This window comes from Parafrankia sp. BMG5.11 (genome assembly GCF_004337455.1).
Genome location: NZ_SJXI01000036.1, coordinates 24,576 through 43,812 on the forward strand (window position 1 = coordinate 24,576; position 19,237 = coordinate 43,812).

Here is a 19,237-nt window from a genome sequence, read left to right on the forward strand (position 1 = left end):
TCGTTCACAGGGCGCCGCGCGAGCCACAGCCCCTCCGGTGTGGCATGCGCGGCGCTCTTGTGTGTCAGACCGCGGTCAACCGCGGAGTTAGGAGAGGTGGCAGATCATGCCGACGTTCGTCGACCGGGTGGTTCTGCACGCCGCCGCCGGCGACGGCGGGCACGGCTGCTGCTCGATCCACCGTGAGAAGTTCAAACCGCTGGGCGGGCCGGACGGCGGCAACGGCGGCCGTGGCGGCAACGTGCTGCTGCGCGTCGACAGCGGCGTGACGACCCTGCTCGACTTCCACTTCCACCCGCATCAGCGGGCCGGCGGCGGCCGTCCGGGCCAGGGCTCCAACCGCCACGGCGCGGACGGCGACGACCTGGTTCTGTCGGTGCCGGACGGCACCGTCGTGCTCTCGCCCGACGGCGAGCAGATCGTCGACCTGGTCGGGGCGGGAAGCACCTACGTCCTGGCGCACGGCGGCCGCGGGGGGCGGGGTAACGCCTCGCTGGCCTCGGCCCGCCGCAAGGCGCCCGGCTTCGCCGAGTTCGGGGAGCCGGGTGAGCAGCTCGACGCCGTCCTCGAGCTCAAGAGCGTGGCCGACGTCGCGCTGGTCGGCTTCCCGAGCGCCGGGAAGTCCTCGCTGGTCTCGGTGCTCAGCGCCGCGCGTCCCAAGATCGCCGACTACCCGTTCACCACCCTGGTTCCGAACCTGGGCGTCGTCCAGGCCGGTGACCATAGCCCGTTCACGGTCGCGGACGTCCCCGGGCTGATCCCGGGTGCCAGTCAGGGCCGGGGGCTGGGCCTGGAGTTCCTGCGGCACATCGAGCGGTGCTCGCTGATCGTCCACGTTCTCGACTGCGCCACGCTCGAGCCCGGCCGTGATCCGCTCACCGACCTCGACGTGATCGAGGCGGAGCTCGCCGCGTACACGACCGACCTGTCGGACCGCCCGCGTCTCGTGGTGCTGAACAAGGTCGACGTCCCGGACGCGGCCGAGCTCGCCGAGCTGGTCACCCCTGACCTGCAAGCCCGCGGTCTGGCCGTGCACCAGATCAGCACGGCGAGCCGGCACGGGGTCCGCGGGCTCGCGCTCGCGCTCGCCGAGCTCGTCGCCAGCCTGCGCGCCGCCGCGCCCAGCCCGGCCGCGACCCGGATCGTGCTGCGCCCGCGCGCGGTGGACGAGCCGGACTTCACGGTGCGGGCCGAGGGCGACGGCTTCGTCGTCGGCGGGACCAAACCGCTGCGCTGGGTGCGCCAGACCGACTTCAGCAACGAGGAGGCGATCGGCTACCTGGCCGACCGCCTGGCCCGGCTGGGCGTCGAGAAGGAGCTCGCCAAGCGGGGTGCCTTCCCCGGGGTCGCGGTCACGATCGGTGCCGTCACCTTCGACTGGGAGCCGACGCTGTCCGGCCGGGAGGCGCTGCTCGCCGCCGGTGGCGGAGATGGCGACGGCTACGGCGAGGCGGGCTACGGCGCCGTCGACACCGCCGTCACGATCGCGACCGTGGGCGGCTCCGGGGGCACGAGAGCCGGCGCGCGCGGCGGAGCAGTGGTCTCCGACCTCCCGCTCGGTCCGCGGGGCACCGACCTGCGGCTGCGGACGTCCAAGCGGCTCACCAGGGCACAGCGGACGGCCCTGAACGACTCCGCTGACGACTTCGGCGACGGCGCCGGCTTCGGTGACAGTGCCGGCTTCGGTGACGGCGCCGGCTTCAATGACAGTGCGGCCTTCGGCGACAGCGGTGGCTCCGGCGGTGACGCCGACGGCGGGCGTGGCTAGGCCGTGGTCCGTTCCTTCGTCACCGAAGCGAACCGGGTCGTCGTCAAGGTCGGCTCGTCGTCGCTGACCACGGCGGCCGGTGGGCTGGACGCCGACCGGGTCGAGGCGCTGGTCGCGGCCGTCGCCGGCCGGGCCGGCAGCCTGGTGCTGGTGTCGTCGGGCGCGATCGCCGCCGGTCTCGCCCCGCTCGGGCTGACCAGGCGGCCGCGTGACCTGGCCACTCTGCAGGCGGCGGCGAGCGTCGGCCAGAGCTCGCTCGTCCACTGCTACGCCGGCGCGTTCGGCCGGGCCGGGCACCGGGTCGGCCAGGTCCTGCTCACCGCCACCGACGTGATCCGGCGGACGCACTACCGGAACGCGCGCACGACCCTGGAGCGGCTGCTGGCCCTCGGTGTCGTGCCGATCGTGAACGAGAACGACGCGGTCGCCACCCAGGAGATCCGGTTCGGTGACAACGACCGGCTCGCCGCGATCGTCTCCCACCTGGTCTCCGCGGACCTGCTCGTCCTGCTCTCCGACGTCGACGGCGTGTACGAGTCGAACCCGCGGCTGGGGCCGGCGAGCATGGTGCGCGAGGTCCGCTCGGACGCCGATCTCGACGGCCTGACCGCCCGCGGCACCGGCGCGGCCGGTGTCGGGGTCGGCGGCATGGCGACGAAGATCGACGCCGCGCGGATGGCGGCGTCCGGTGGCGTCACGACGGTCGTCACCTCTGCGGCCAACGCGGCCGCGGTGCTGGCCGGCGAGGAGATCGGGACGGTGTTCCACCCGACCGGCCCGCGCCGGCCGTCCCGCCTGCTCTGGCTGGCCCACGCCACCGCTCCCGAGGGCCGGCTGCACCTGGACGAGGGCGCGGTCGCCGCGGTGGTGGACCGGCGGGCCTCGCTGCTGCCGGCCGGGGTCACCAAGGTCGAGGGGGACTTCTCCGCCGGCGATCCGGTCGACCTGGTCGACCCGCGGGGCCGTCCGGTGGCGCGTGGGCTGGTCGAGTTCGACTCCGTCGAGCTGCCGGGCATGCTCGGCCGCTCGACGATGGACCTGGCGGCCGAGCGGGGCCCGTCCTACGAGCGTGAGGTCGTCCACCGCGACGACCTCGTCCTGCTCCTCACCCGTCGCTGACCCGCCGCCGGTAGCCTCAGGGAACGGCGCACAGCGGCGCGCCGTCGACGCCGGGCCCGCGTCCGCGCCGGCCGTCGCGGACAGTCGGGAGGAATTCGGTCATGAACACCTCTGCGGAGGACGTCCGCGCCAGCGCGGTCCGAGCCCGGCAGGCCGCCGGGCAGCTCGCCCCGCTGTCGCGGGCGGCGAAGGACGCCGCGCTGCTGGGCATGGCCGCGGCGCTGCTCGACCGGTCCGCCGAGATCCTCGCCGCGAACGCCCTGGACACCGCCGCCGCGCGGGCCGCCGGCACGTCCGCCGCGCTGGTCGACCGGCTGACCCTCACCCCGGAGCGGATCGAGGCGATGGCCGACGGCCTGCGCCAGGTCGCGGCGCTCGAGGACCCGGTCGGTGAGGTCGTCCGCGGGCGGGTGCTGCCCAACGGGCTGGAGCTGCGCCAGGTCCGGGTGCCGCTCGGCGTCATCGGGATCATCTACGAGGCCCGGCCCAACGTCACGGTGGACGCGGCGGGCCTGTGTATCAAGAGCGGCAACGCGGTGCTGCTGCGGGGCAGCGCCTCGGCGCTGAACTCCAACCGGGTGCTGGTGGACGTCCTGCGGGAGGCGGCGGTGGCCGCGGGGCTGCCGGCCGACGGCGTGCAGCTCGTCCCGGGGGCGGACCACGACTCGGTGAAGCACCTCATGCGGCTGCGCGGCCTGGTGGACGTCCTCATCCCGCGCGGCGGGGCCGGCCTGATCCGCGCGGTCGTCGAGGAGTCGACGGTTCCGGTCATCGAGACCGGCGTCGGTAACTGCCACGTTTACGTGGACGTCGACGCCGACGTCGACACCGCGCTGGCCATCACGCTGAACGCGAAGACGCAGAAGGTGTCGGTGTGCAACTCGGCCGAGACCCTGCTCGTCCACGCCGGGATCGCCGCGGAGTTCCTGCCCCGGGTGCTGACGGCGCTGCGCGACGCGGGCGTGACCGTGCACGGTGACGAGACGGTGCGCGCGGTCGACCCGTCCGCCGTGCCGGTCACCGACGAGGACTGGGCGACGGAGTACCTCTCGCTCGACATGGCGGTGGGGGTCGTCGACTCGCTGGACCAGGCGCTCGACCACATCCGGCGCTGGAGCAGCGGCCACACCGAGGCGATCGTGACCCGGTCGCTGGCGGCGAGTCGCCGGTTCGTCGCCTCCTGCGACAGCGCCGCGGTGATGGTGAACGCCTCGACCCGCTTCACCGACGGCGAGCGGTTCGGGATGGGCGCCGAGATCGGCATCTCCACGCAGAAGCTGCACGCCCGCGGGCCGATGGGCCTGCCCGAGCTGACCTCGACGACCTGGGTGGGCATCGGGGACGGCCACCTGGTGTGACCGGGCGGCGCGTGGGCGTTGCGGGTGGCCTTCCGGGAGGCCGGAACAGCCGTCTCCGGAGCACTCCGGAGCACTCCGGAAGCCCGTCATCCCTCGTCAATCCGTCATGTGCTGCCAACCACTGGCACTATGGACCGTGGTGGTGCTAGGCGCTGGACCGGAAGGTGGCCATGTCGTTGCAGGGATACGCGTTCGCAGACGTCGCTGATGTCCGGGAGCGGCTCCGGGAGACGGGCTACCTCGCCGACGAGGCGATCGCCACCACGGTCTTCCTCGCCGACCGGCTGGGCAAGCCGCTGCTCGTCGAGGGGCCGGCCGGTGTCGGCAAGACCGAGCTCGCCAAGTCGCTGGCCGCGGCGGTCGGCGCCGAGCTGATCAGGCTCCAGTGCTACGAGGGCCTGGACGAGGCCCGCGCGCTCTACGAGTGGAACTACAAGAAGCAGCTGCTGCGCATCCAGTCGGCCTCCGGCGCCACGGGCGAGGCCGCCGGGGACGCCGCCGCTGGCACCGCCAGCTGGCAGCAGACCCACGACGACATCTTCAGCGAGGAGTTCCTCCTCTCCCGTCCGCTGCTCACCGCGATCCGGCGGGACGACCCGACCGTCCTGCTCATCGACGAGACGGACAAGGCCGACGTCGAGGTGGAGGGCCTGCTGCTGGAGGTGCTCTCCGACTTCCAGGTCACGATCCCCGAGCTGGGCACCGTGAAGGCGACCCGCCGGCCGTTCGTCATCCTCACCTCGAACGCCACCCGCGAGCTGTCGGAGGCGCTCAAGCGCCGCTGCCTGTACCTGAACCTGGACTACCCCTCGGCCGCCCGGGAGAAGGAGATCGTCCTCGCCCGGGTGCCCGAGCTGCCGGAGAAGATGGCCGAGTCGCTGGTGCGGATCGTGCGCGCGCTGCGGGCGATGGAGCTCAAGAAGGCGCCGTCGATCGCGGAGACGATCGACTGGGGCCAGACCGTTCTCGCGCTCGGTTTCGACACCATGGACGACGCCGCCGTCACCTCCACCCTCGGCGTGGTCCTCAAGCACGCCAGCGACCAGGCCCGCGCCATCAGCCAGCTCAAGCTCGGCGCCAACTGACGCAGGACCGGGAGGTCCCGATGAACCTGCTCGACCGCACCGTCGAGTTCACCGCCGCGCTGCGCCGCGCCAACGTCCCGGTGAGCAGCGCCGAGACGGTGGACGCCGCGCGGGCGGTCGGTGCCATCGGCTGGGCCGACCGGGACGCCCTGCGGGCCGCGTTCGCCGCGACGATGTGCAAGCGCCCGCTGTACCGGAGCGCGTTCGACTCGCTGTTCGACCTGTACTTTCCGCCGCGGATCGGCGACGGTGTCGTGCTGCCCGACGAGGGCGGGCCCGCCGGGGAGCAGCAGCCGGGGGAGCAGCGGAACGGCGACCCGTCCGAGCTGACCCCGCAGGAGATCGAGGCGCTGCGCCGGGCCATGCGCGACCAGCTCCGCGACGCGCTGCTCGACGGCGACGACGAGAAGCTCCGCGACCTGGCCCGCCGTTCGGTCAGCGCCTTCGGCGCGGCGCAGAACGGGCCGGGGCAGCGCAGCTACTTCATCTACCGGGTGCTGCGGGCGATGTCCCCGGAGACACTCATCGCGGACCTGCTCGCCGCGATGCTCGGTGACGACGATCGCGGCGGCCTCGAAGAGCGGATCGCGCGGCAGACGATCGCCGACCGCATCCGGGCATTCGAGGAGATGATCTCCTCCGAGGTCCGCCGGCGGATGGCCGAGGAACGTGGCATCGAGGCCGTCGAGCGGACCGCGGTGAAGCCGCTCGCCGACCAGGTCGACTTTCTGCGCGCCTCCCAGCGTGATCTGGTCGAGCTGCGCCGCCAGGTGTATCCGCTCGCCCGCCGGCTGGCGACCAGGCTGACGGCGCGGCGCCGGCTCGGCCGGGCCGGCCGGCTCGACTTCCGCCGCACAGTCCGGGCGTCGCTGGCGACCGGTGGCGTGCCGATCGAGACCAAGCACCGGCCGCACAAGCCGCACAAGCCCGAGCTTGTCGTGCTGTGCGACGTGTCCGGATCGGTGTCCTCCTTCGCGCACTTCACCCTCATGCTCACGCACGCGCTGCGCGAGCAGTTCTCCAAGGTCCGCGCGTTCGCGTTCATCGACACGACCGACGAGGTCACCCGCTTCCTGCGCGGGCTCGAGCTGGGCGACATGATGGCCCGGATCGCCTCCGAGGCCGACCTGGTCTGGTTCGACGGCCACAGCGACTACGGCCACGCGATCGAGGTCTTCGCCGAGAAGTACCCGGACGCCGTCGGGCCGCGGACGTCGCTGCTCGTCCTGGGGGATGCCCGCAACAACTACCGGGCCACCTCGGCCGCGGTGTTCCGCCGGCTGTGCGGGCAGGCCCGGCACTCCTACTGGCTGAACCCGGAGCCGCGCAGCTACTGGGGCTCCGGCGACTCGGCCACCACCGCCTACGCCGACCTCGTCGACGAGATGGTCGAGTGCCGCAACGTCGAGCAGCTCCAGCACTTCATCGAGCGGCTGCTACCCACCTGAGGCGCCCCGCCTTGAAGCCCCACCTGAGGCGCCTCGGCGTGGTCGCGCCGTTGTGGGAGATTTGACGTTTCCGGCGCTTTCGGGGTGAACCGATCGCCGGGCCGCTGCGTCCAACCCTTCGACGGCGGGCGCATGGTGTGACCGCCGACGCCCGCGCGGGTGACCGCGCAGGCCGGACGGAGGGGTGCCGCCATGGCGACCGAAACGACGGCGACGACCATGCCGACAGGTCCGACCGACGCGACCGGACAGGCCGATCCGGGTGAACCGACGACCGCAGGCACCGCCGCGGGCGGGCAGCCGGGGCAGCCCGGTCCGGCCGCCCCTCCCGGTCCGTTCGGGACGCCCGGCCGGAACGAGCGGCCCTGGTCGTCCCGCCTGCCGGCCATGCCGGACCCGCGCCGCCGCCGGCGCCTGATCCTCGGCGCGGGCGCGCTGCTCGTCGTGATCCTCGGGGTGGGCTTCATCGCCGCCGGAACGGACGGCGCCGGCACGAACTCGGCGGACACGGCGGCCGTCCCGATGCCGGCGTCCGAGCCCGGTACACCCGGCGAGATGAGCACGTCGGCGGACTCCAGCGCGTCGGCGCCGTCGCCGGCGCCCGGTGCGGCCCGGGCGGACGGCATCGCCGCGGGAGCGCCGTCGACCGTCCCGGGCGGGCCCGGTGGCACCGGCGGCACCGGCGGCGAGCCCGCCCGGCCCGCCGGCGCCCAGCCGCGGATCGTCCGCAACGGCACGGCCACGCTGTCCGTGCCGGCCGGTGCCGTGGACAAGGCGGTCCAGGATCTCTCCGCGGCGGCGCGGGGGCTTGCGGGGTACACCGAGTCCAGCGAGGTCAGCGGCACTCCGTCGACCACTGATGACGGCAGCCAGTACGCCACCGTGACCCTGCGGGTGCCGAGCGAGTCGTTCGACGAGCTGCGGTCCGGCCTGAGCCGGATCGGCACGGTGTCGGCGTCGACGATGTCCTCGCGCGACGTGACCGGGGAGTACGTCGATCTCGAGGCGCGCAAGCGCGCGCTGGAGGCCTCCCGTACCGCCTACACGACGCTGCTCTCCAATGCCACCACGGTGGGGGAGACACTGTCGGTGCAGCAGGCCATCGACGGCGTGCAGATCCAGATCGAGCAGATCGAGGGCCAGCGGATGGTCCTCGCCGACGCCAGCGACCTCGCGACGTTGACGGTGCAGATCGCCGAGGACGGAGCGGACCCCGCACCCGGGCCGGACGATGACGACTCGGGGCTGGTCGCTGCCGCGCGGACATCCTGGAACCGTTTCGTCCGCGGTATCGAGGAGATCATCGCGCTGCTCGGCCCGCTGGCGCTGGTCGGCCTGGTCGCCGCGTGCGTCTACGGGGCCGTCCGGATCGCGCGCCGGTGGGGCTGGATCCCGACGACCCCGGCCCCGCCCGCGCCGCCGCGGGACTCGGCGGGGTCGTAAGCGGGCCGGTGCGCTCTGGCACGGAAGGGGTCCGGGGCGGCACGATGGACGGGCACACGCAGGCCGCCGGCGACTGGCACCGACACGTCCGTGTCGGTGCCAGTCGCCGGCCGCGGACGGGAGCGCCGGGATGCCCGAGGCAGGCGAGGAATCCGGATCGGGGCTGACCAGCGCCCGCTGGACACACGTCGCCCTGCCCTCCAGCGACCTCGACGCCTCGATCGCCTTCTACACGTCGATGACCCCGCTGGTCGTCGTGGCGGTCCGCGAGGACGCCGCCGGCCGTAGCGCCTGGCTCTCCAACGAGGGCCAGTGGCGGACGCCGTTCGTCCTGGTGCTGGTGGACTTCGTCCGGGAGCGCGGCGCCCGGCATCCGATCATGACGCCGTTCGCGCACCTCGGGATCGAGGTCCCGCGCCGGGCCGACGTGGACGACGCGGCGGCGCGGGCCCGGGCCGCCGGCTGCCTGCACTGGGAGCCGCAGGACCTGCCGGACCCGGTCGGCTACGTGTGCGCGCTGACGGACCCCGACGGCAACGTGATCGAGATCAGCCACGGCCAGCGGGTCTTCTCGACGGTGCGTGACCTGTGGGGGCCGCGCGGCTGACCGTCCGGCGCCGCGCCTTGACGTGGCCTCGTCCGGTGATCGCGGTGCGTGACGGGGAGCGGGGCCGGTCCGGTGGGGTGGGGGAGCGGAATCATCCGGGCTGCCCGCTCGATAACCTGCATATGAGACCCATAAGGGTCTATTCGGGGCGCTCGACGCGGGCAGCCGGTGATCGCCTGGTTGTGGGGGATTCGTCACCGCGCGTCGAGAGCCGCCATCGCGGGGATCCTGCGGACCCCCGAAAGGACGTGACGCCAGGTGACACCTCCGAGTCCGGCCGTTCACGACGTGCCGGCGATCGGTGGCCTCGGGATGACCGACGTCGCCCGGCAGACCGTCGCCCGGCAGACCGTCGCTCGGCAGGCCGGTGCCGGCGGGGCCCAGCCGGCCGCTGAGCCGCCCTGGCCGGCGTGCTCCGGTGTGGATCTCACCCGTCCCCATGCCGCCGTGGTGCTGCACTACGACGGCGCCCGCCGCGACGCGTGGGGCGCCGCCCTGGCCGCGCTCGACGTCCCGGTGCGCCGGGACGGGGCGTTCGGTGAGCTCGGGTGGGCGGTCCTGGCAGGTGACGCCGCCGACGTCGGCCGGGAGCTGGCCGCGGTGCGATCCCGCCTGGCCGCTGCCGTCGGATCGGACCGGCCGGTGCTCGCCGCCGCCGGGCGGGTGGTCGTCGGCGACGGCCGGGACACCTCCGAGACGGCATCGTCGCTCGCCGAGGCACGGGCCGTGCTCGCGCTGCTGCGCCATCGCGGCGACGGCGTGCAGCTCCTGCACTCGGACACCGGGCTGGCCGGGCTGCTGCTGGCCGTCCCGCGGGCGCGGCTGGAGTCGTTCGCCCGGGCCGAGCTCGGGCCGCTGCTGGACCGGCCCGAGCTGCTGGCCACGCTCGCCGCCTGGCTGGAGACGAACGGCAGCCGGGCCGCGGTCGCCGCGCGCATCCACATGCACCGCAACTCGGTCGGCTACCGGATGGACCGGGTCCGCGAGCTCCTGGGCCTGCACGGGGACCCGCCGGAGCGGATGTGGCGGTTGCACGCCGCCGTCGTCGCCCGCGAGCTGGTGGCGGCGCTTCCGGCCGGTGACGCCTTCCCGACCGGGGACCTTCCCGACGGCCGGGCTGGCCTGGCCGGGGCGGTCGGGGTGGCCGGCTACCCGCGGGCCAGCGCGGCGTCCACGAGGACCTGCGCCTCGGCGAGCACCGAGGCCAGGTGATCCGGGCCGGCGAAGCTCTCGGCGTAGATCTTGTAGACGTCCTCGGTGCCGGACGGGCGCGCGGCGAACCACGCGTCGGCCGTCGCCACCTTCACACCGCCGATCGGGGCGCCGTTGCCCGGCGCGGCCGACAGGGCCGCGGTGACCGCGCCCCCGGCGAGCGTCGTCGCGCCCAGGGCCTCGGGCGTCAGCGCGGAGAGGATCTTCTTCTGCGCCGGGGTGGCGGGGGCGTCCACGCGCCGGTAGGCGGGGGAGCCGAACCGCCCGGTCAGCTCGGTGTAGAGAACACCGGGGTCACGGCCGGTCGTCGCGGTCATCTCGGCGGCCAGCAGGCAGGCGATGATGCCGTCCTTGTCCGTCGTCCACACCCGGCCGTCGCGGCGCAGGAACGACGCGCCGGCGCTCTCCTCGCCGCCGAAACCGAGCGAGCCGTCGAGCAGGCCGTCGACGAACCACTTGAAGCCGACCGGCACCTCGACCAGCCCGCGTCCGAGATCGGCGGCGACTCGGTCGATCATGCCGGAGCTGACCAGGGTCTTGCCGACCGCGGCGCCCGCCGGCCAGCCCGGCCGGTGCGCGAACAGGTAGGAGATCGCCGTCGAGAGGTAGTGGTTCGGGTTGAGCAGGCCGGCGCCGGGGGTGACGATCCCGTGCCGGTCGGCGTCCGCGTCGTTCGCCAGCGCGACGTCGAACGACCCGGCCAGCCGCAGCAGCGACGCCATCGCGAACGGTGACGACGGGTCCATCCGGATTCGGCCGTCCCAGTCCAGCGTCATGAAGCCGAACGTCGGGTCGACCGCGGTGTTCACCACCTCGATGTCGAGCTTGTGCCGCTCGGCGATCTCCTGCCAGTACAGGACGCTCGCTCCGCCGAGCGGATCGACGCCGATGCGGACCCCGGCCGAGCGGATGGCGTCGAGGTCGACGACGTTCGGCAGGTCCGCCACGTAGGCGCTGACGAAGTCGTGCACGGTCGCCGCCGCCAGCGCCTGGGTGTGCGGGATCCGGGCGACCCCGGTGAGACCCGCCTCGAGCAGCGCGTTCGCCCGGTTCTGGATCGCGCTCGTGGCCGCGGTGTCGGCGGGACCGCCGTGCGACGGGTTGTACTTGAAGCCGCCGTCGGCCGGCGGGTTGTGCGACGGCGTCACGACGATGCCGTCGGCGAGCCCCCCGGGCCCGCCGGCGCCCCCCGTGCCCGTTGTGGGCGAGGATCGCGTGCGAGATCACCGGTGTCGGGGTGGCCTCACCGGCCGGCGCGACGCGGACGTCCACCCCGTTCGCGACCAGGACCTCGAGGGCGCTCGCCAGCGCCGGCGCGGACAGCGCGTGCGTGTCGACGCCGATGAACAGCGGACCGCTGACCCCGGCGGCCGCCCGGTGCTCGCAGATCGCCTGTGTGGTGGCCAGGATGTGGTCTTCGTTGAACGACGCCCGCAGTGCGCTGCCGCGGTGGCCGGACGTCCCGAACGCCACCCGCTGGGCCGGGTCGGCGGGGTCGGGACGCACGTCGTGGTAGGCGGCGAGCAGCGCCCGCGGGTCGATGAGCTCGTCGGGAGCGGCGGGCTGACCCGCGCGCGGGCTGTTCGGCATGGGCGGGCTCCATATGGGCGGGCTCGATCGGATCGTTCGGCATCGGATCGTTCGGCTCCCCGGCCAGCCTAGTGCCGCGCGCCGCGACGTTCGCCCCGTCGCCCTGTCACTCGTTGTGGCTCTGGCCGTCGGCCCCAGGCGGGGAGGGGGAGGGGGAAGGGCCGTGGCCTGGCCAGCGGGCGGGATGGCGACGTATCGTGATCGGCGTGCCAAGGTCGGCGGCCCCGCCGGACGGGGCGAGATGCTCCATCGCCCGCAGCCTCGAGGTGCTGGGTGAGCGGTGGACTCTGCTGGTCGTCCGCGAGGCGTTCCGCGGGCGCACCCGCTTCGCCGAGTTCCGCGACGCGCTGGGCATAGCGACGGACGTCCTGACCGTCCGCCTGCGCACGCTGGTCGAGGCCGGGGTGCTCGAACGCCAGGCCTACCGCGAGCCCGGGTCACGCGAGCGGTACAGCTACCACCTCACCCCGGCCGGCCACGACCTGCGCCTCGTGCTCGGGTCGCTGCAGCAGTGGGGCGACGCGCACCGGCCCTCCGGCCACGGTCCGGCCACGGTGTACCGCTCCGCGGTGGGCGGCGAGCCGGTGCGGGTGGCCTTCGTCGACGGCGCCGGGGCGGAGATCGACGTCCGCGACGTCGTCTCCACCCCCGGGCCGGGCTGGCCCCGCATCGAGGCCGGCCCGGAGGCGGCCCAGCCGGCCGTGAGTGTGCCGGAGGGCCGTCCGCCGGTGGACGCGGTGGGCGGGGCTGGTCAGCCCGTCAGCGTGGCCACGGGCTCGCGCGAGGAGTAGAGCTCGGCGAGCGCCGGATAGAGGTCGGTGAGCCCACCCGACAGCGCCGCCCGGATGTGAATGCTCGTGTCGTCCGCGAGGACCTCGGCGGCTCCGGCCTCGACGCCGTCCAGCGCGAGCGCCGCGATGGTGGCCGGGTCCGACTTCGGCGCCTGGACGGCGCGGGTCATGTCGGTGTCCATGTAGCCGACGTGCAGCGCCGTCACGGCGACGCCCTGGTCGGCCAGCTCCAGCCGCTGGGAGTTCGTCAGCGACCAGGCGGCGCTCTTCGCCGCGCAGTAGCCCCCGCTCGTCGGCGCCGCCAACCACGACAGGGCCGACAGGACGTTGAGCACCGCCCCACCGGACGCGCCCGCGTGCCCCGTGGCTCCCGCACCGCCGGCGCCGGCCCCGTTCCCGTTCGCGTTGCCGTCACCCGCCGCGCCGGCGCCGGTGCGGTGCCGCGCGAGCTGCGGGGCGAAGGCGCGGACCGTGCGCAGCGGCCCGAAGAAGTGGGTCTCCAGCTCCAGGCGGATGTCGTCGACGTCCCCGGTGAGCACCGACGCGCCGGTCGAGCTCCCGGCGTTGTTGATCAGGATGTCGACGTCGCCGGTCGCCTCGGCCGCCGCGGCCACCTGGGCCGGGTCGTTGACATCCAGCCGGATCGGTACGGCGCCCGGGGTCTGGACCGACTGTGGGTCGCGCGCGGCCGCGTAGACCTTCGCGGCACCCCGGGCCAGCAGCTCCTCGACAAACGCCCGCCCCAGTCCCCGGTTCGCCCCGGTCACCAGGACGACTGATCCCTTGATCCTCGCCATCGCCCGCGCTCCGTCCCTCGTCGCCCGCCATGCCCCGGCCGGGCCATGCCCCGCCTGTGCCGGGACGTCGCCGATGTCCGGCCGTCCCTGCGGATCACCGTAGGGTTCTGAGTTGGAAACTGCAACTCAGCTGGGGAGTGACGCAGGACATCCCACCGTGAGCGCTCTGGACGAGGCGCCACGACTTTGCGCGGAGTTAGTGTCCCCACGTGCGACTGGGCGTGATGGGCGGGACGTTCGATCCCGTCCACAACGGGCACCTGGTCGCGGCCAGCGAGGTCGCGGCGCTCTTCGACCTGGACGAGGTCGTCTTCGTGCCGAGCGGGCGGCCGTGGCAGAAGGTCGACCGCGAGGTCTCCGCCGCCGAGGACCGCTACCTGATGACCTTCCTGGCGACGGCCGAGAACCCGCGGTTCACCGTCAGCCGCATCGACATCGAGCGCAGCGGCCCGACGTACACCATCGACACGCTGCGGCACCTGCGCGGGCAGCGGCCGGGTGACGAGCTGTTCTTCATCACCGGCGCCGACGCCCTCGCCCAGATCTTCACCTGGCGGGACCACACCGAGCTCTTCGGGCTGGCGCACTTCATCGGAGTGACCCGGCCGGGCTACCACCTGCGTCGCCACGCCAGCCTGCCCGACGAGTCGGTCAGCCTCCTCGAGGTGCCGGCGCTCGCGATCTCCTCCTCGGACATCCGCCAGCGGGTCGCCCGGGCCGCCCCCATCTGGTACCTGACCCCGGACGGCGTCGTCCGCTACATCGCCAAACGCGGGCTGTACGACCCGCGGTCGGCCGTCGGCCCGCCCCCCGTCGACCCCGGGTGACCCGAGCCCGGGGACCCGGCGCCGGGGAACATTCGACCCGATCGCGGGACGGATGTTCGCCGGCACTCCCGTGGGTGTGTCACGCTTGATACGGCCGTCCGACAGCGGGCGGCCGGCGCTCCCGCCGGGGTGCTCCGATCGGGCGGTGTCAACGCCCGGCCGAGTGCCCCGCCAGGGCGCGCACCTAACCCGCTTTGGAGACCGACCAGCGTGACCGCTTCACCGCGAGCCACCGAGCTCGCCCTCGCCGCCGCCCAGGCCGCCGCCGACAAGATCGCCCAGGACATTCTGATCCTCGACGTGAGCGAGCGGCTGACGATCACCGACTGCTTCGTCATCGCGTCGGCCGAGAACGAGCGGCAGGTCAAGGCCGCCGTCGACGAGATCGAGGAGAAGCTGCGGGCGCTGGGGGCGAAGCCGTTGCGCCGCGAGGGCGAGCGCGAGGGCCGGTGGGTCCTGCTCGACTTCGCCGACATCGTCGTGCACGTGCTGCGCGCCGAGGAACGGGTCTACTACAGCCTCGAACGGCTGTGGAAGGACTGCCCGGTCATCCCGTTCGTGGACGCCACCGTCGGCGCCGGGGTGGCCACCGCGGCCACGGGTGGCGTGGCGGGCGCGGGCGGCGGTACGGCAGAGCCGCGGTGAGGCTGCTGCTCTGGAGGCACGGGCGGACGTCCTGGAACGACGCGGGGCGGTTCCAGGGCCACGCTGATCCGTCCCTGGACTCGACCGGCCAGCGGCAGGCCGAGCTGGTGGGCCCGTTCATCAGGGCTCTCAACCCTGAGCTCGTGGTCTCCTCGGACCTGCGCCGCTGCCGGGAGACCGCGGCGCGGATCGGCCTGCCCGTCCGCGCCGACGCGCGGCTGCGCGAGATCGACCTGGGGGCGTGGTCCGGGCTCACCGGCGCCGAGGCCGCCGCCCGCTTCCCCGCGGAGGACGCCGCCTGGCGCCGCGGCGAGGACGTCCGCCGCGGCGGCGGCGAGACGTACGAGGAGGTCGGCGCACGGGCCGGCGCCGTCTTCGACGACATCGTCGCCGAGGGTCTGCCGGTCACCGCCGGCGGCCTCGTCGTCTTCGTGTTGCACGGGGGGACGGCCCGGTCGCTCCTCGGGCGTGTCCTCGGCGTGCCCGTCCAGAACTGGTGGGTGTTCGGCCCGCTGGGCAACTGCCGCTGGTCGATGCTGCGGCGCGAGCCGGGCGGATTTCGGCTGGTGGAGCACAACACCGGACCCCTCGCCACAGTCGCCGCGGCGCCTGATAAGGTCGTCAGCGTCGGACCGGGGAGCACAGCTTCCCACCCACCAGCCGAGGCGATCCTGCCGACGCAGGAGGCCCCGACGGCAAGCGACACGGAACCTGTACACTCGCAGACGCAACCAGCAAGCGGTTGAGACAGCAAGTACCGGTTGCGGTCGAGTAAGATATAAATAGTACGTCGTAATATGGGGCTGTGGCGCAGTCTGGTAGCGCATCACACTGGCAGTGTGAGGGTCAGGGGTTCGAATCCCCTCAGCTCCACAATAGTAGGTATGTTCGAACCCCTGTCGGAAGTCTGACGGGGGTTCGCTTCTTTTTCGGGCAGTCTGCCGTAGCGGGTCGCTGACAGCGTCGAGGACGCGAACCATCGCCGCCAGCGCTGACCCGTGCGTCAGGCAGGCGAGTCAGTCGCAGAGCCGCTTCCATGTGGTGGCGCCGGGCCGCAGTGCGAAGGCCACGCGATGCCCGGCGTCGTCCGTGAAGACGACTTCTGTATCGCTGGCCGGTGTCAGCGTTCCCGGCTGGACCGGGTTGCCCCAACCGGCCGGCGGGTTGCCGTTACCGTCGTGTAGCGGCGGGACGAGTTCGTAGTAGCGGTCCTGGTAACGCGCCTCCGTGATACCGCAGTGCGTGGAGAGTTTGTAAGCGACCGCAGGCCCCGGCCGCTCGTTGCTGACCAGACCCTCGCCGCGGCGCGGTTCGCCTCCGGCGGCGGGCTCCGAGGATGAGGACCCGCAGCCGCCGAGTAGTGCGGTCAGGCAGGCAAAGGCGACCGCGCTGGCCGCGCGCGTCCGTGTCGGGACGAGGGCATACATCGTTCTCCGTCGGCGTCGAAAAGTAGAGTGTCAGCAGGTCGAGATGCCGTCCCTGCCCGCCGTCACGTCCAATCTGAAGTGACGGATCCCTGGTCCTGGTGGGTCGTTCCCATCCTCACCGGAGTCGTCCGGAAACCATATGGTCAGAAAAACGGTGCTGCCTTCGGTGGACTTGGAGTAGCATCGGCTTGATCCAATGTGCATAGGTTCGCCGGGATCGACCGGGCGATTGTCGACGTGCTCCAGCTTCCAGCCGGCCGCGGGCACGGTGCGATGGTAGAACTCCATCACTCCATCGGTCGTACCCGCCGGCCGGTATGTGCGCCCCGCATATGTTGCGCCGGAGCTTTCGCTGCAGTCAAATCCCTGTTCTTGGACCGTTGCGCCAGCAGGATGCAGGTCGAGTACGGCGAGGTTGTTCAACCTTGCGGCAAGTTCGTTGTCCCGGTCCGTGCATCCCGCCTCCGGCCATGAGACGGGCAACGCTGAGCAGCCAGCAGTTGAGAGGGCTCCTATCGGCATCCAAAAAATGATCTTGTTTGGCGCGTTCGAAGGGACTCCTCGTGTCACCACGAACATAATCTTAGTTTTCTGCCGGGTCGAGCGTGGCCGTCGCCTCGTCGAGCAGGACGATCGGGGCCCGCTTGAGCGGCGCCCGGGTGATCGACACCCGCTGGTGCTCGCCACCGGACAGGCGTGCACCCGCCTCCCCGACACGGGTGCAGGCCAGCGGCCCGGGCGCGGACGTCGCGTGGCCCGGGTGCGTCGCCCAGCGGCGGGCTCGGGCCGGTGCCGGGGCGGCCTTCCCGGAAGAATGCAACCCGCGAATGGTGGACACCTTACGGACACCTGCTCAATGGTGGGGCGGGTGAAGGTCGGTGCCATATAGTGACCACAGGATGAACAGCTATTCTGTCAACACCGTTTCGGCCCGCGGCAGCAGGAGTTCTGGTTGCCGGGCAGCCCTGGACGAGGCACACGGCGTTCTCGGCTTCGACTCGCCGAAATGCGCCTGTGTCGAAGAGTCGGAGCATTCGGCGCGCGTGGCGCTTGCCATACGCGACCTCGATGGCCAGGGCGTCCTGCGGCTCGCGCTGCGTGCCATTGCCGATCGGGTACACCCCAGAAGGGCAACCCGTGCCTGAGACGCCGTCTATCACCGCCCTTTCCGGTGCCGTGGGTGCCGGTATCGGCGGCATTACCCCCGGAATCCCCGGAACGGGGCCGGCCTGATGCCCGAGCACACCCTTTCGGTCACCCTCACCGCCCCCACGAGCGACAGTCTCGACGCGCTTGTCACCGCGGCCGACGTCGCGCTGATCGCCGCGGGCTGGGCCGTCGGGGGGAGCGCCGTGAAGGTCGCGTGCGAGTGCACCTGGCCCCGTGACAACAACCTGGCCGAGCCCGGCCGCCTGGGCCTGTTCGGCACCGTGGTCTACGTCGTCGCGGCCCTCATCGTGGCCCTGGGCATCCTGCGCGGGTCCGGGGTTTTGTGAGGGCCGGCCGCGCCCGCCCGCCGGCCACCGGGCGGGCGTGGCCGGCGACCAGGCAGAACATCGTTTTGTGCGGCAATTCCGGACGCACCTGACGGTGCGGTGCCATGATGACCCGAATAGCTGCCGGACCACCGTCGACTTCCTCGTCGTTCGGTCGGTGCGGGGCACGCGCGCGCGACGAGGCGTGTCTCATCACGGCGGACTCGCGCCAATGCGGCAGTCGGTTTGGTTGACTGCCAGCAAGGGGGTCAGTCATGGCACGTTGGGTGCGCGCCCGCCGTGGAGTCGTGTGTACGGCCGTTGTCGGTGTCCTCGCCGCGGCGTTACCGGTCGCGGCCGGGCTCCCGGCCGCGCGGGCGGCCGGTGAGAACACATCCACCAATGCCGTCATCATCTGGGACCGTAATGCGCAGACCGCGATCTGGGACGTCGCCGGCCAGCAGCCGCAGGTCCAGGCACGCAGCTTCGCGATGGTGCACGGAGCCGTTTATGACGCGGTGAACGCCATCGCCGGGCGGCCTTACCAGCCCTATCTCCTCGCCCCGCGGGCCAGCGGGCGCGAGTCGACGGACGCCGCCGTCGCGACCGCCGCCTTCCAGGTACTCAGCTCCCTGTTCCCGGCCCAGCGGCCGCGGCTGCAGACGCAGTACGACGAGTGGATGGCGAACCTTCCCGATGACGCGGCGAAGCGGAGCGGGACCGCCGTGGGTGGCCAGACCGCCGCAGCGATGATCAGTGCTCGGCAGAACGACGGGGCCTTCGGTAATCCGACCTGGCCGGTGGGCACCCAGCCCGGCCAGTGGCGGCCGACCCCGCCGACCTTCGCCTCCGACACGGCCTGGGTGGCGAACCTCAGGCCGTTCCTGATCCCGAGCGCGTCGATGTTCCGTTCGGCCGGGCCGCCGGCGCTGACCTCCGAGCGCTACGCCCGGGACCTGAACGAGGTCAAAACGATCGGCGCCGTCAACAGTACGACCAGGACGCTCGACCAGACCCAGGCGGCGATCTGGTGGCACGACCGACACCTGGGTGAATGGGAGATCAAGCGCCAGCTCGCCACGGGCCGCCGTCTGAGCACCCTGCAGACGGCCCGCATGTTCGCGATGGTCGACCTCACCGAGGCCGACGCGACGATCGCCTGCTTCAACGAGAAGGCGGCCTGGACGTCCTGGCGGCCGGTCACCGCGATCCAGCTGGCCGACACCGACGGCAACCCGGCAACCACCGCCGACCCGACCTGGGCACCGTTGCTCGTCACCCCGCCACACCCCGACTTCACGTCCGGGCACACCTGCTTCACGACGGCGAGCATGTCGACGCTGGCGTTCTTCTTCGGCCGGGACGACATCCCGTTCAGTGCGTACAGTGCCGATTCGGGTACCACACGCTACTTCCGTGGTTTCTCCCATGCCATCGCCGAGGTGATCGAGGCTCGCGTCTGGGGTGGCATCCACACTCGGTCGGCCGACACCGAGGGCGCGAAGATCGGCGCCAAGGTGACTGCCTACGCGACCAGGAACTATTTCCGCCCGCGGCGTTGACCGGCCCGCACGGCGCGGCAAGCGGTACCCGGCGCCGGGTTGCCCGGTGGTTGCGGCGGTGCCCTTTGCGGCCCCTGAGCAGG

Annotated in this window: 18 protein-coding genes, 1 tRNA gene and 2 pseudogenes; 16 read left to right on the top strand and 5 right to left on the bottom strand. The window is 72.7% G+C overall.

Annotation, left to right across the window (positions count from 1 at the left end; translation table 11 throughout):
* The first annotated feature begins 106 nt into the window (after positions 1–106).
* The 8 genes from obgE to E0504_RS24030 all read left to right on the top strand — a co-directional run bounded on the left by obgE (position 107) and on the right by E0504_RS24030 (position 10,040).
* Positions 107–1,768, top strand: coding sequence for a GTPase ObgE (obgE, locus tag E0504_RS23995; protein ID WP_112106275.1), 1,662 nt, complete (start codon positions 107–109; stop codon positions 1,766–1,768).
* 3 nt (positions 1,769–1,771) lie between these two features.
* On the top strand, positions 1,772–2,887 hold the full coding sequence (proB, locus tag E0504_RS24000; protein WP_020462727.1) for a glutamate 5-kinase: 1,116 nt from the start codon (positions 1,772–1,774) through the stop codon (positions 2,885–2,887).
* 101 nt (positions 2,888–2,988) lie between these two features.
* On the top strand, positions 2,989–4,245 hold the full coding sequence (locus tag E0504_RS24005) for a glutamate-5-semialdehyde dehydrogenase (RefSeq protein WP_020462726.1): 1,257 nt from the start codon (positions 2,989–2,991) through the stop codon (positions 4,243–4,245).
* Between the two features lie 170 nt (positions 4,246–4,415).
* On the top strand, positions 4,416–5,330 hold the full coding sequence (locus tag E0504_RS24010) for a MoxR family ATPase (RefSeq protein WP_071061524.1): 915 nt from the start codon (positions 4,416–4,418) through the stop codon (positions 5,328–5,330).
* A 20-nt stretch (positions 5,331–5,350) separates the two neighbouring features.
* Positions 5,351–6,778: a VWA domain-containing protein gene (locus E0504_RS24015; RefSeq protein ID WP_071061526.1), complete on the top strand. Its 1,428-nt coding sequence runs from the start codon at positions 5,351–5,353 to the stop codon at positions 6,776–6,778.
* Between the two features lie 192 nt (positions 6,779–6,970).
* On the top strand, positions 6,971–8,221 hold the full coding sequence (locus E0504_RS24020; RefSeq protein WP_243657600.1) for a DUF4349 domain-containing protein: 1,251 nt from the start codon (positions 6,971–6,973) through the stop codon (positions 8,219–8,221).
* A 130-nt stretch (positions 8,222–8,351) separates the two neighbouring features.
* Complete coding sequence (locus tag E0504_RS24025) at positions 8,352–8,828, top strand: VOC family protein (RefSeq protein ID WP_112106277.1); 477 nt, start codon at positions 8,352–8,354, stop codon at positions 8,826–8,828.
* A gap of 258 nt (positions 8,829–9,086) precedes the next feature.
* On the top strand, positions 9,087–10,040 hold the full coding sequence (locus E0504_RS24030; RefSeq protein WP_112106278.1) for a CdaR family transcriptional regulator: 954 nt from the start codon (positions 9,087–9,089) through the stop codon (positions 10,038–10,040).
* On the opposite strand, the pseudogene pgm reads toward E0504_RS24030, so the two are convergent.
* Positions 9,977–11,630 (bottom strand): annotated as a pseudogene (gene pgm, locus E0504_RS24035) (phosphoglucomutase (alpha-D-glucose-1,6-bisphosphate-dependent)). The gene E0504_RS24030 and the pseudogene pgm sit on opposite strands and share 64 nt — an antisense overlap.
* 197 nt (positions 11,631–11,827) lie before the next feature.
* Here pgm and E0504_RS24040 point away from each other — a divergent pair.
* Positions 11,828–12,421 (top strand): helix-turn-helix domain-containing protein, encoded by a 594-nt coding sequence (locus E0504_RS24040; RefSeq protein WP_112106415.1) that lies wholly within the window; start codon positions 11,828–11,830, stop codon positions 12,419–12,421.
* Here E0504_RS24040 and E0504_RS24045 read toward each other — a convergent pair.
* Positions 12,382–13,218, bottom strand: a complete 837-nt coding sequence (locus tag E0504_RS24045; RefSeq protein WP_112106414.1) for an SDR family oxidoreductase — start codon at positions 13,216–13,218, stop codon at positions 12,382–12,384. The genes E0504_RS24040 and E0504_RS24045 overlap by 40 nt on opposite strands.
* Before the next feature lie 209 nt (positions 13,219–13,427).
* Here E0504_RS24045 and nadD point away from each other — a divergent pair, with 209 nt between their 5' ends.
* The 4 genes from nadD to E0504_RS24065 all read left to right on the top strand — a co-directional run bounded on the left by nadD (position 13,428) and on the right by E0504_RS24065 (position 15,563).
* Positions 13,428–14,045 carry a nicotinate-nucleotide adenylyltransferase gene (nadD, locus tag E0504_RS24050; RefSeq protein WP_020462717.1) on the top strand — a complete coding sequence of 206 codons (618 nt, stop codon included), beginning with the start codon at positions 13,428–13,430 and terminating at the stop codon, positions 14,043–14,045.
* Positions 14,046–14,255: 210 nt separating this feature from the next.
* Complete coding sequence (gene rsfS / locus E0504_RS24055) at positions 14,256–14,690, top strand: ribosome silencing factor (RefSeq protein ID WP_071061538.1); 435 nt, start codon at positions 14,256–14,258, stop codon at positions 14,688–14,690.
* Positions 14,687–15,436 carry a histidine phosphatase family protein gene (locus tag E0504_RS24060; protein ID WP_112106413.1) on the top strand — a complete coding sequence of 250 codons (750 nt, stop codon included), beginning with the start codon at positions 14,687–14,689 and terminating at the stop codon, positions 15,434–15,436. Before rsfS ends, E0504_RS24060 begins: the two co-directional genes overlap by 4 nt.
* Before the next feature lie 53 nt (positions 15,437–15,489).
* Positions 15,490–15,563 (top strand) — tRNA-Ala (locus E0504_RS24065).
* Positions 15,564–15,706: 143 nt separating this feature from the next.
* On the opposite strand, the gene E0504_RS24070 is transcribed toward E0504_RS24065, so the two are convergent.
* From E0504_RS24070 to E0504_RS52230, 3 genes and pseudogenes are all read right to left on the bottom strand, one after another.
* Positions 15,707–16,117, bottom strand: a complete 411-nt coding sequence (locus E0504_RS24070; protein ID WP_071061544.1) for a hypothetical protein — start codon at positions 16,115–16,117, stop codon at positions 15,707–15,709.
* A 30-nt stretch (positions 16,118–16,147) separates the two neighbouring features.
* Positions 16,148–16,540, bottom strand: coding sequence for a hypothetical protein (locus E0504_RS24075; RefSeq protein ID WP_131625912.1), 393 nt, complete (start codon positions 16,538–16,540; stop codon positions 16,148–16,150).
* Positions 16,541–16,712: 172 nt separating this feature from the next.
* Positions 16,713–16,838, bottom strand: a pseudogene (locus E0504_RS52230) (ATP-binding cassette domain-containing protein); the annotation flags it as partial.
* 178 nt (positions 16,839–17,016) lie between these two features.
* Here E0504_RS52230 and E0504_RS24085 point away from each other — a divergent pair.
* The 3 genes from E0504_RS24085 (at position 17,017) to E0504_RS24095 (ending at position 19,154) form a co-directional block, all read left to right on the top strand.
* Positions 17,017–17,262 carry a hypothetical protein gene (locus E0504_RS24085; RefSeq protein ID WP_131625913.1) on the top strand — a complete coding sequence of 82 codons (246 nt, stop codon included), beginning with the start codon at positions 17,017–17,019 and terminating at the stop codon, positions 17,260–17,262.
* An 87-nt stretch (positions 17,263–17,349) separates the two neighbouring features.
* Positions 17,350–17,613, top strand: coding sequence for a hypothetical protein (locus E0504_RS24090; protein WP_071061548.1), 264 nt, complete (start codon positions 17,350–17,352; stop codon positions 17,611–17,613).
* 254 nt (positions 17,614–17,867) lie between these two features.
* A complete protein-coding gene (locus E0504_RS24095) occupies positions 17,868–19,154 on the top strand; it encodes a vanadium-dependent haloperoxidase (RefSeq protein WP_112106412.1) in 1,287 nt (428 codons plus the stop codon).
* The last annotated feature ends 83 nt before the right edge of the window (positions 19,155–19,237 follow it).

Coding starts and splice junctions, on each gene's coding strand:
- E0504_RS24020 (WP_243657600.1), top strand. CDS start 6,971: ATGGCGACCGAAACGACGGCGACGACCATGCCGACAGGTCCGACCGAC.
- E0504_RS24095 (WP_112106412.1), top strand. CDS start 17,868: ATGGCACGTTGGGTGCGCGCCCGCCGTGGAGTCGTGTGTACGGCCGTT.
- E0504_RS24090 (WP_071061548.1), top strand. CDS start 17,350: ATGCCCGAGCACACCCTTTCGGTCACCCTCACCGCCCCCACGAGCGAC.
- E0504_RS24005 (WP_020462726.1), top strand. CDS start 2,989: ATGAACACCTCTGCGGAGGACGTCCGCGCCAGCGCGGTCCGAGCCCGG.
- E0504_RS24085 (WP_131625913.1), top strand. CDS start 17,017: ATGAACAGCTATTCTGTCAACACCGTTTCGGCCCGCGGCAGCAGGAGT.
- obgE (WP_112106275.1), top strand. CDS start 107: ATGCCGACGTTCGTCGACCGGGTGGTTCTGCACGCCGCCGCCGGCGAC.
- E0504_RS24025 (WP_112106277.1), top strand. CDS start 8,352: ATGCCCGAGGCAGGCGAGGAATCCGGATCGGGGCTGACCAGCGCCCGC.
- E0504_RS24010 (WP_071061524.1), top strand. CDS start 4,416: ATGTCGTTGCAGGGATACGCGTTCGCAGACGTCGCTGATGTCCGGGAG.
- E0504_RS24070 (WP_071061544.1), bottom strand. CDS start 16,117: ATGTATGCCCTCGTCCCGACACGGACGCGCGCGGCCAGCGCGGTCGCC.
- E0504_RS24015 (WP_071061526.1), top strand. CDS start 5,351: ATGAACCTGCTCGACCGCACCGTCGAGTTCACCGCCGCGCTGCGCCGC.
- E0504_RS24045 (WP_112106414.1), bottom strand. CDS start 13,218: ATGGCGAGGATCAAGGGATCAGTCGTCCTGGTGACCGGGGCGAACCGG.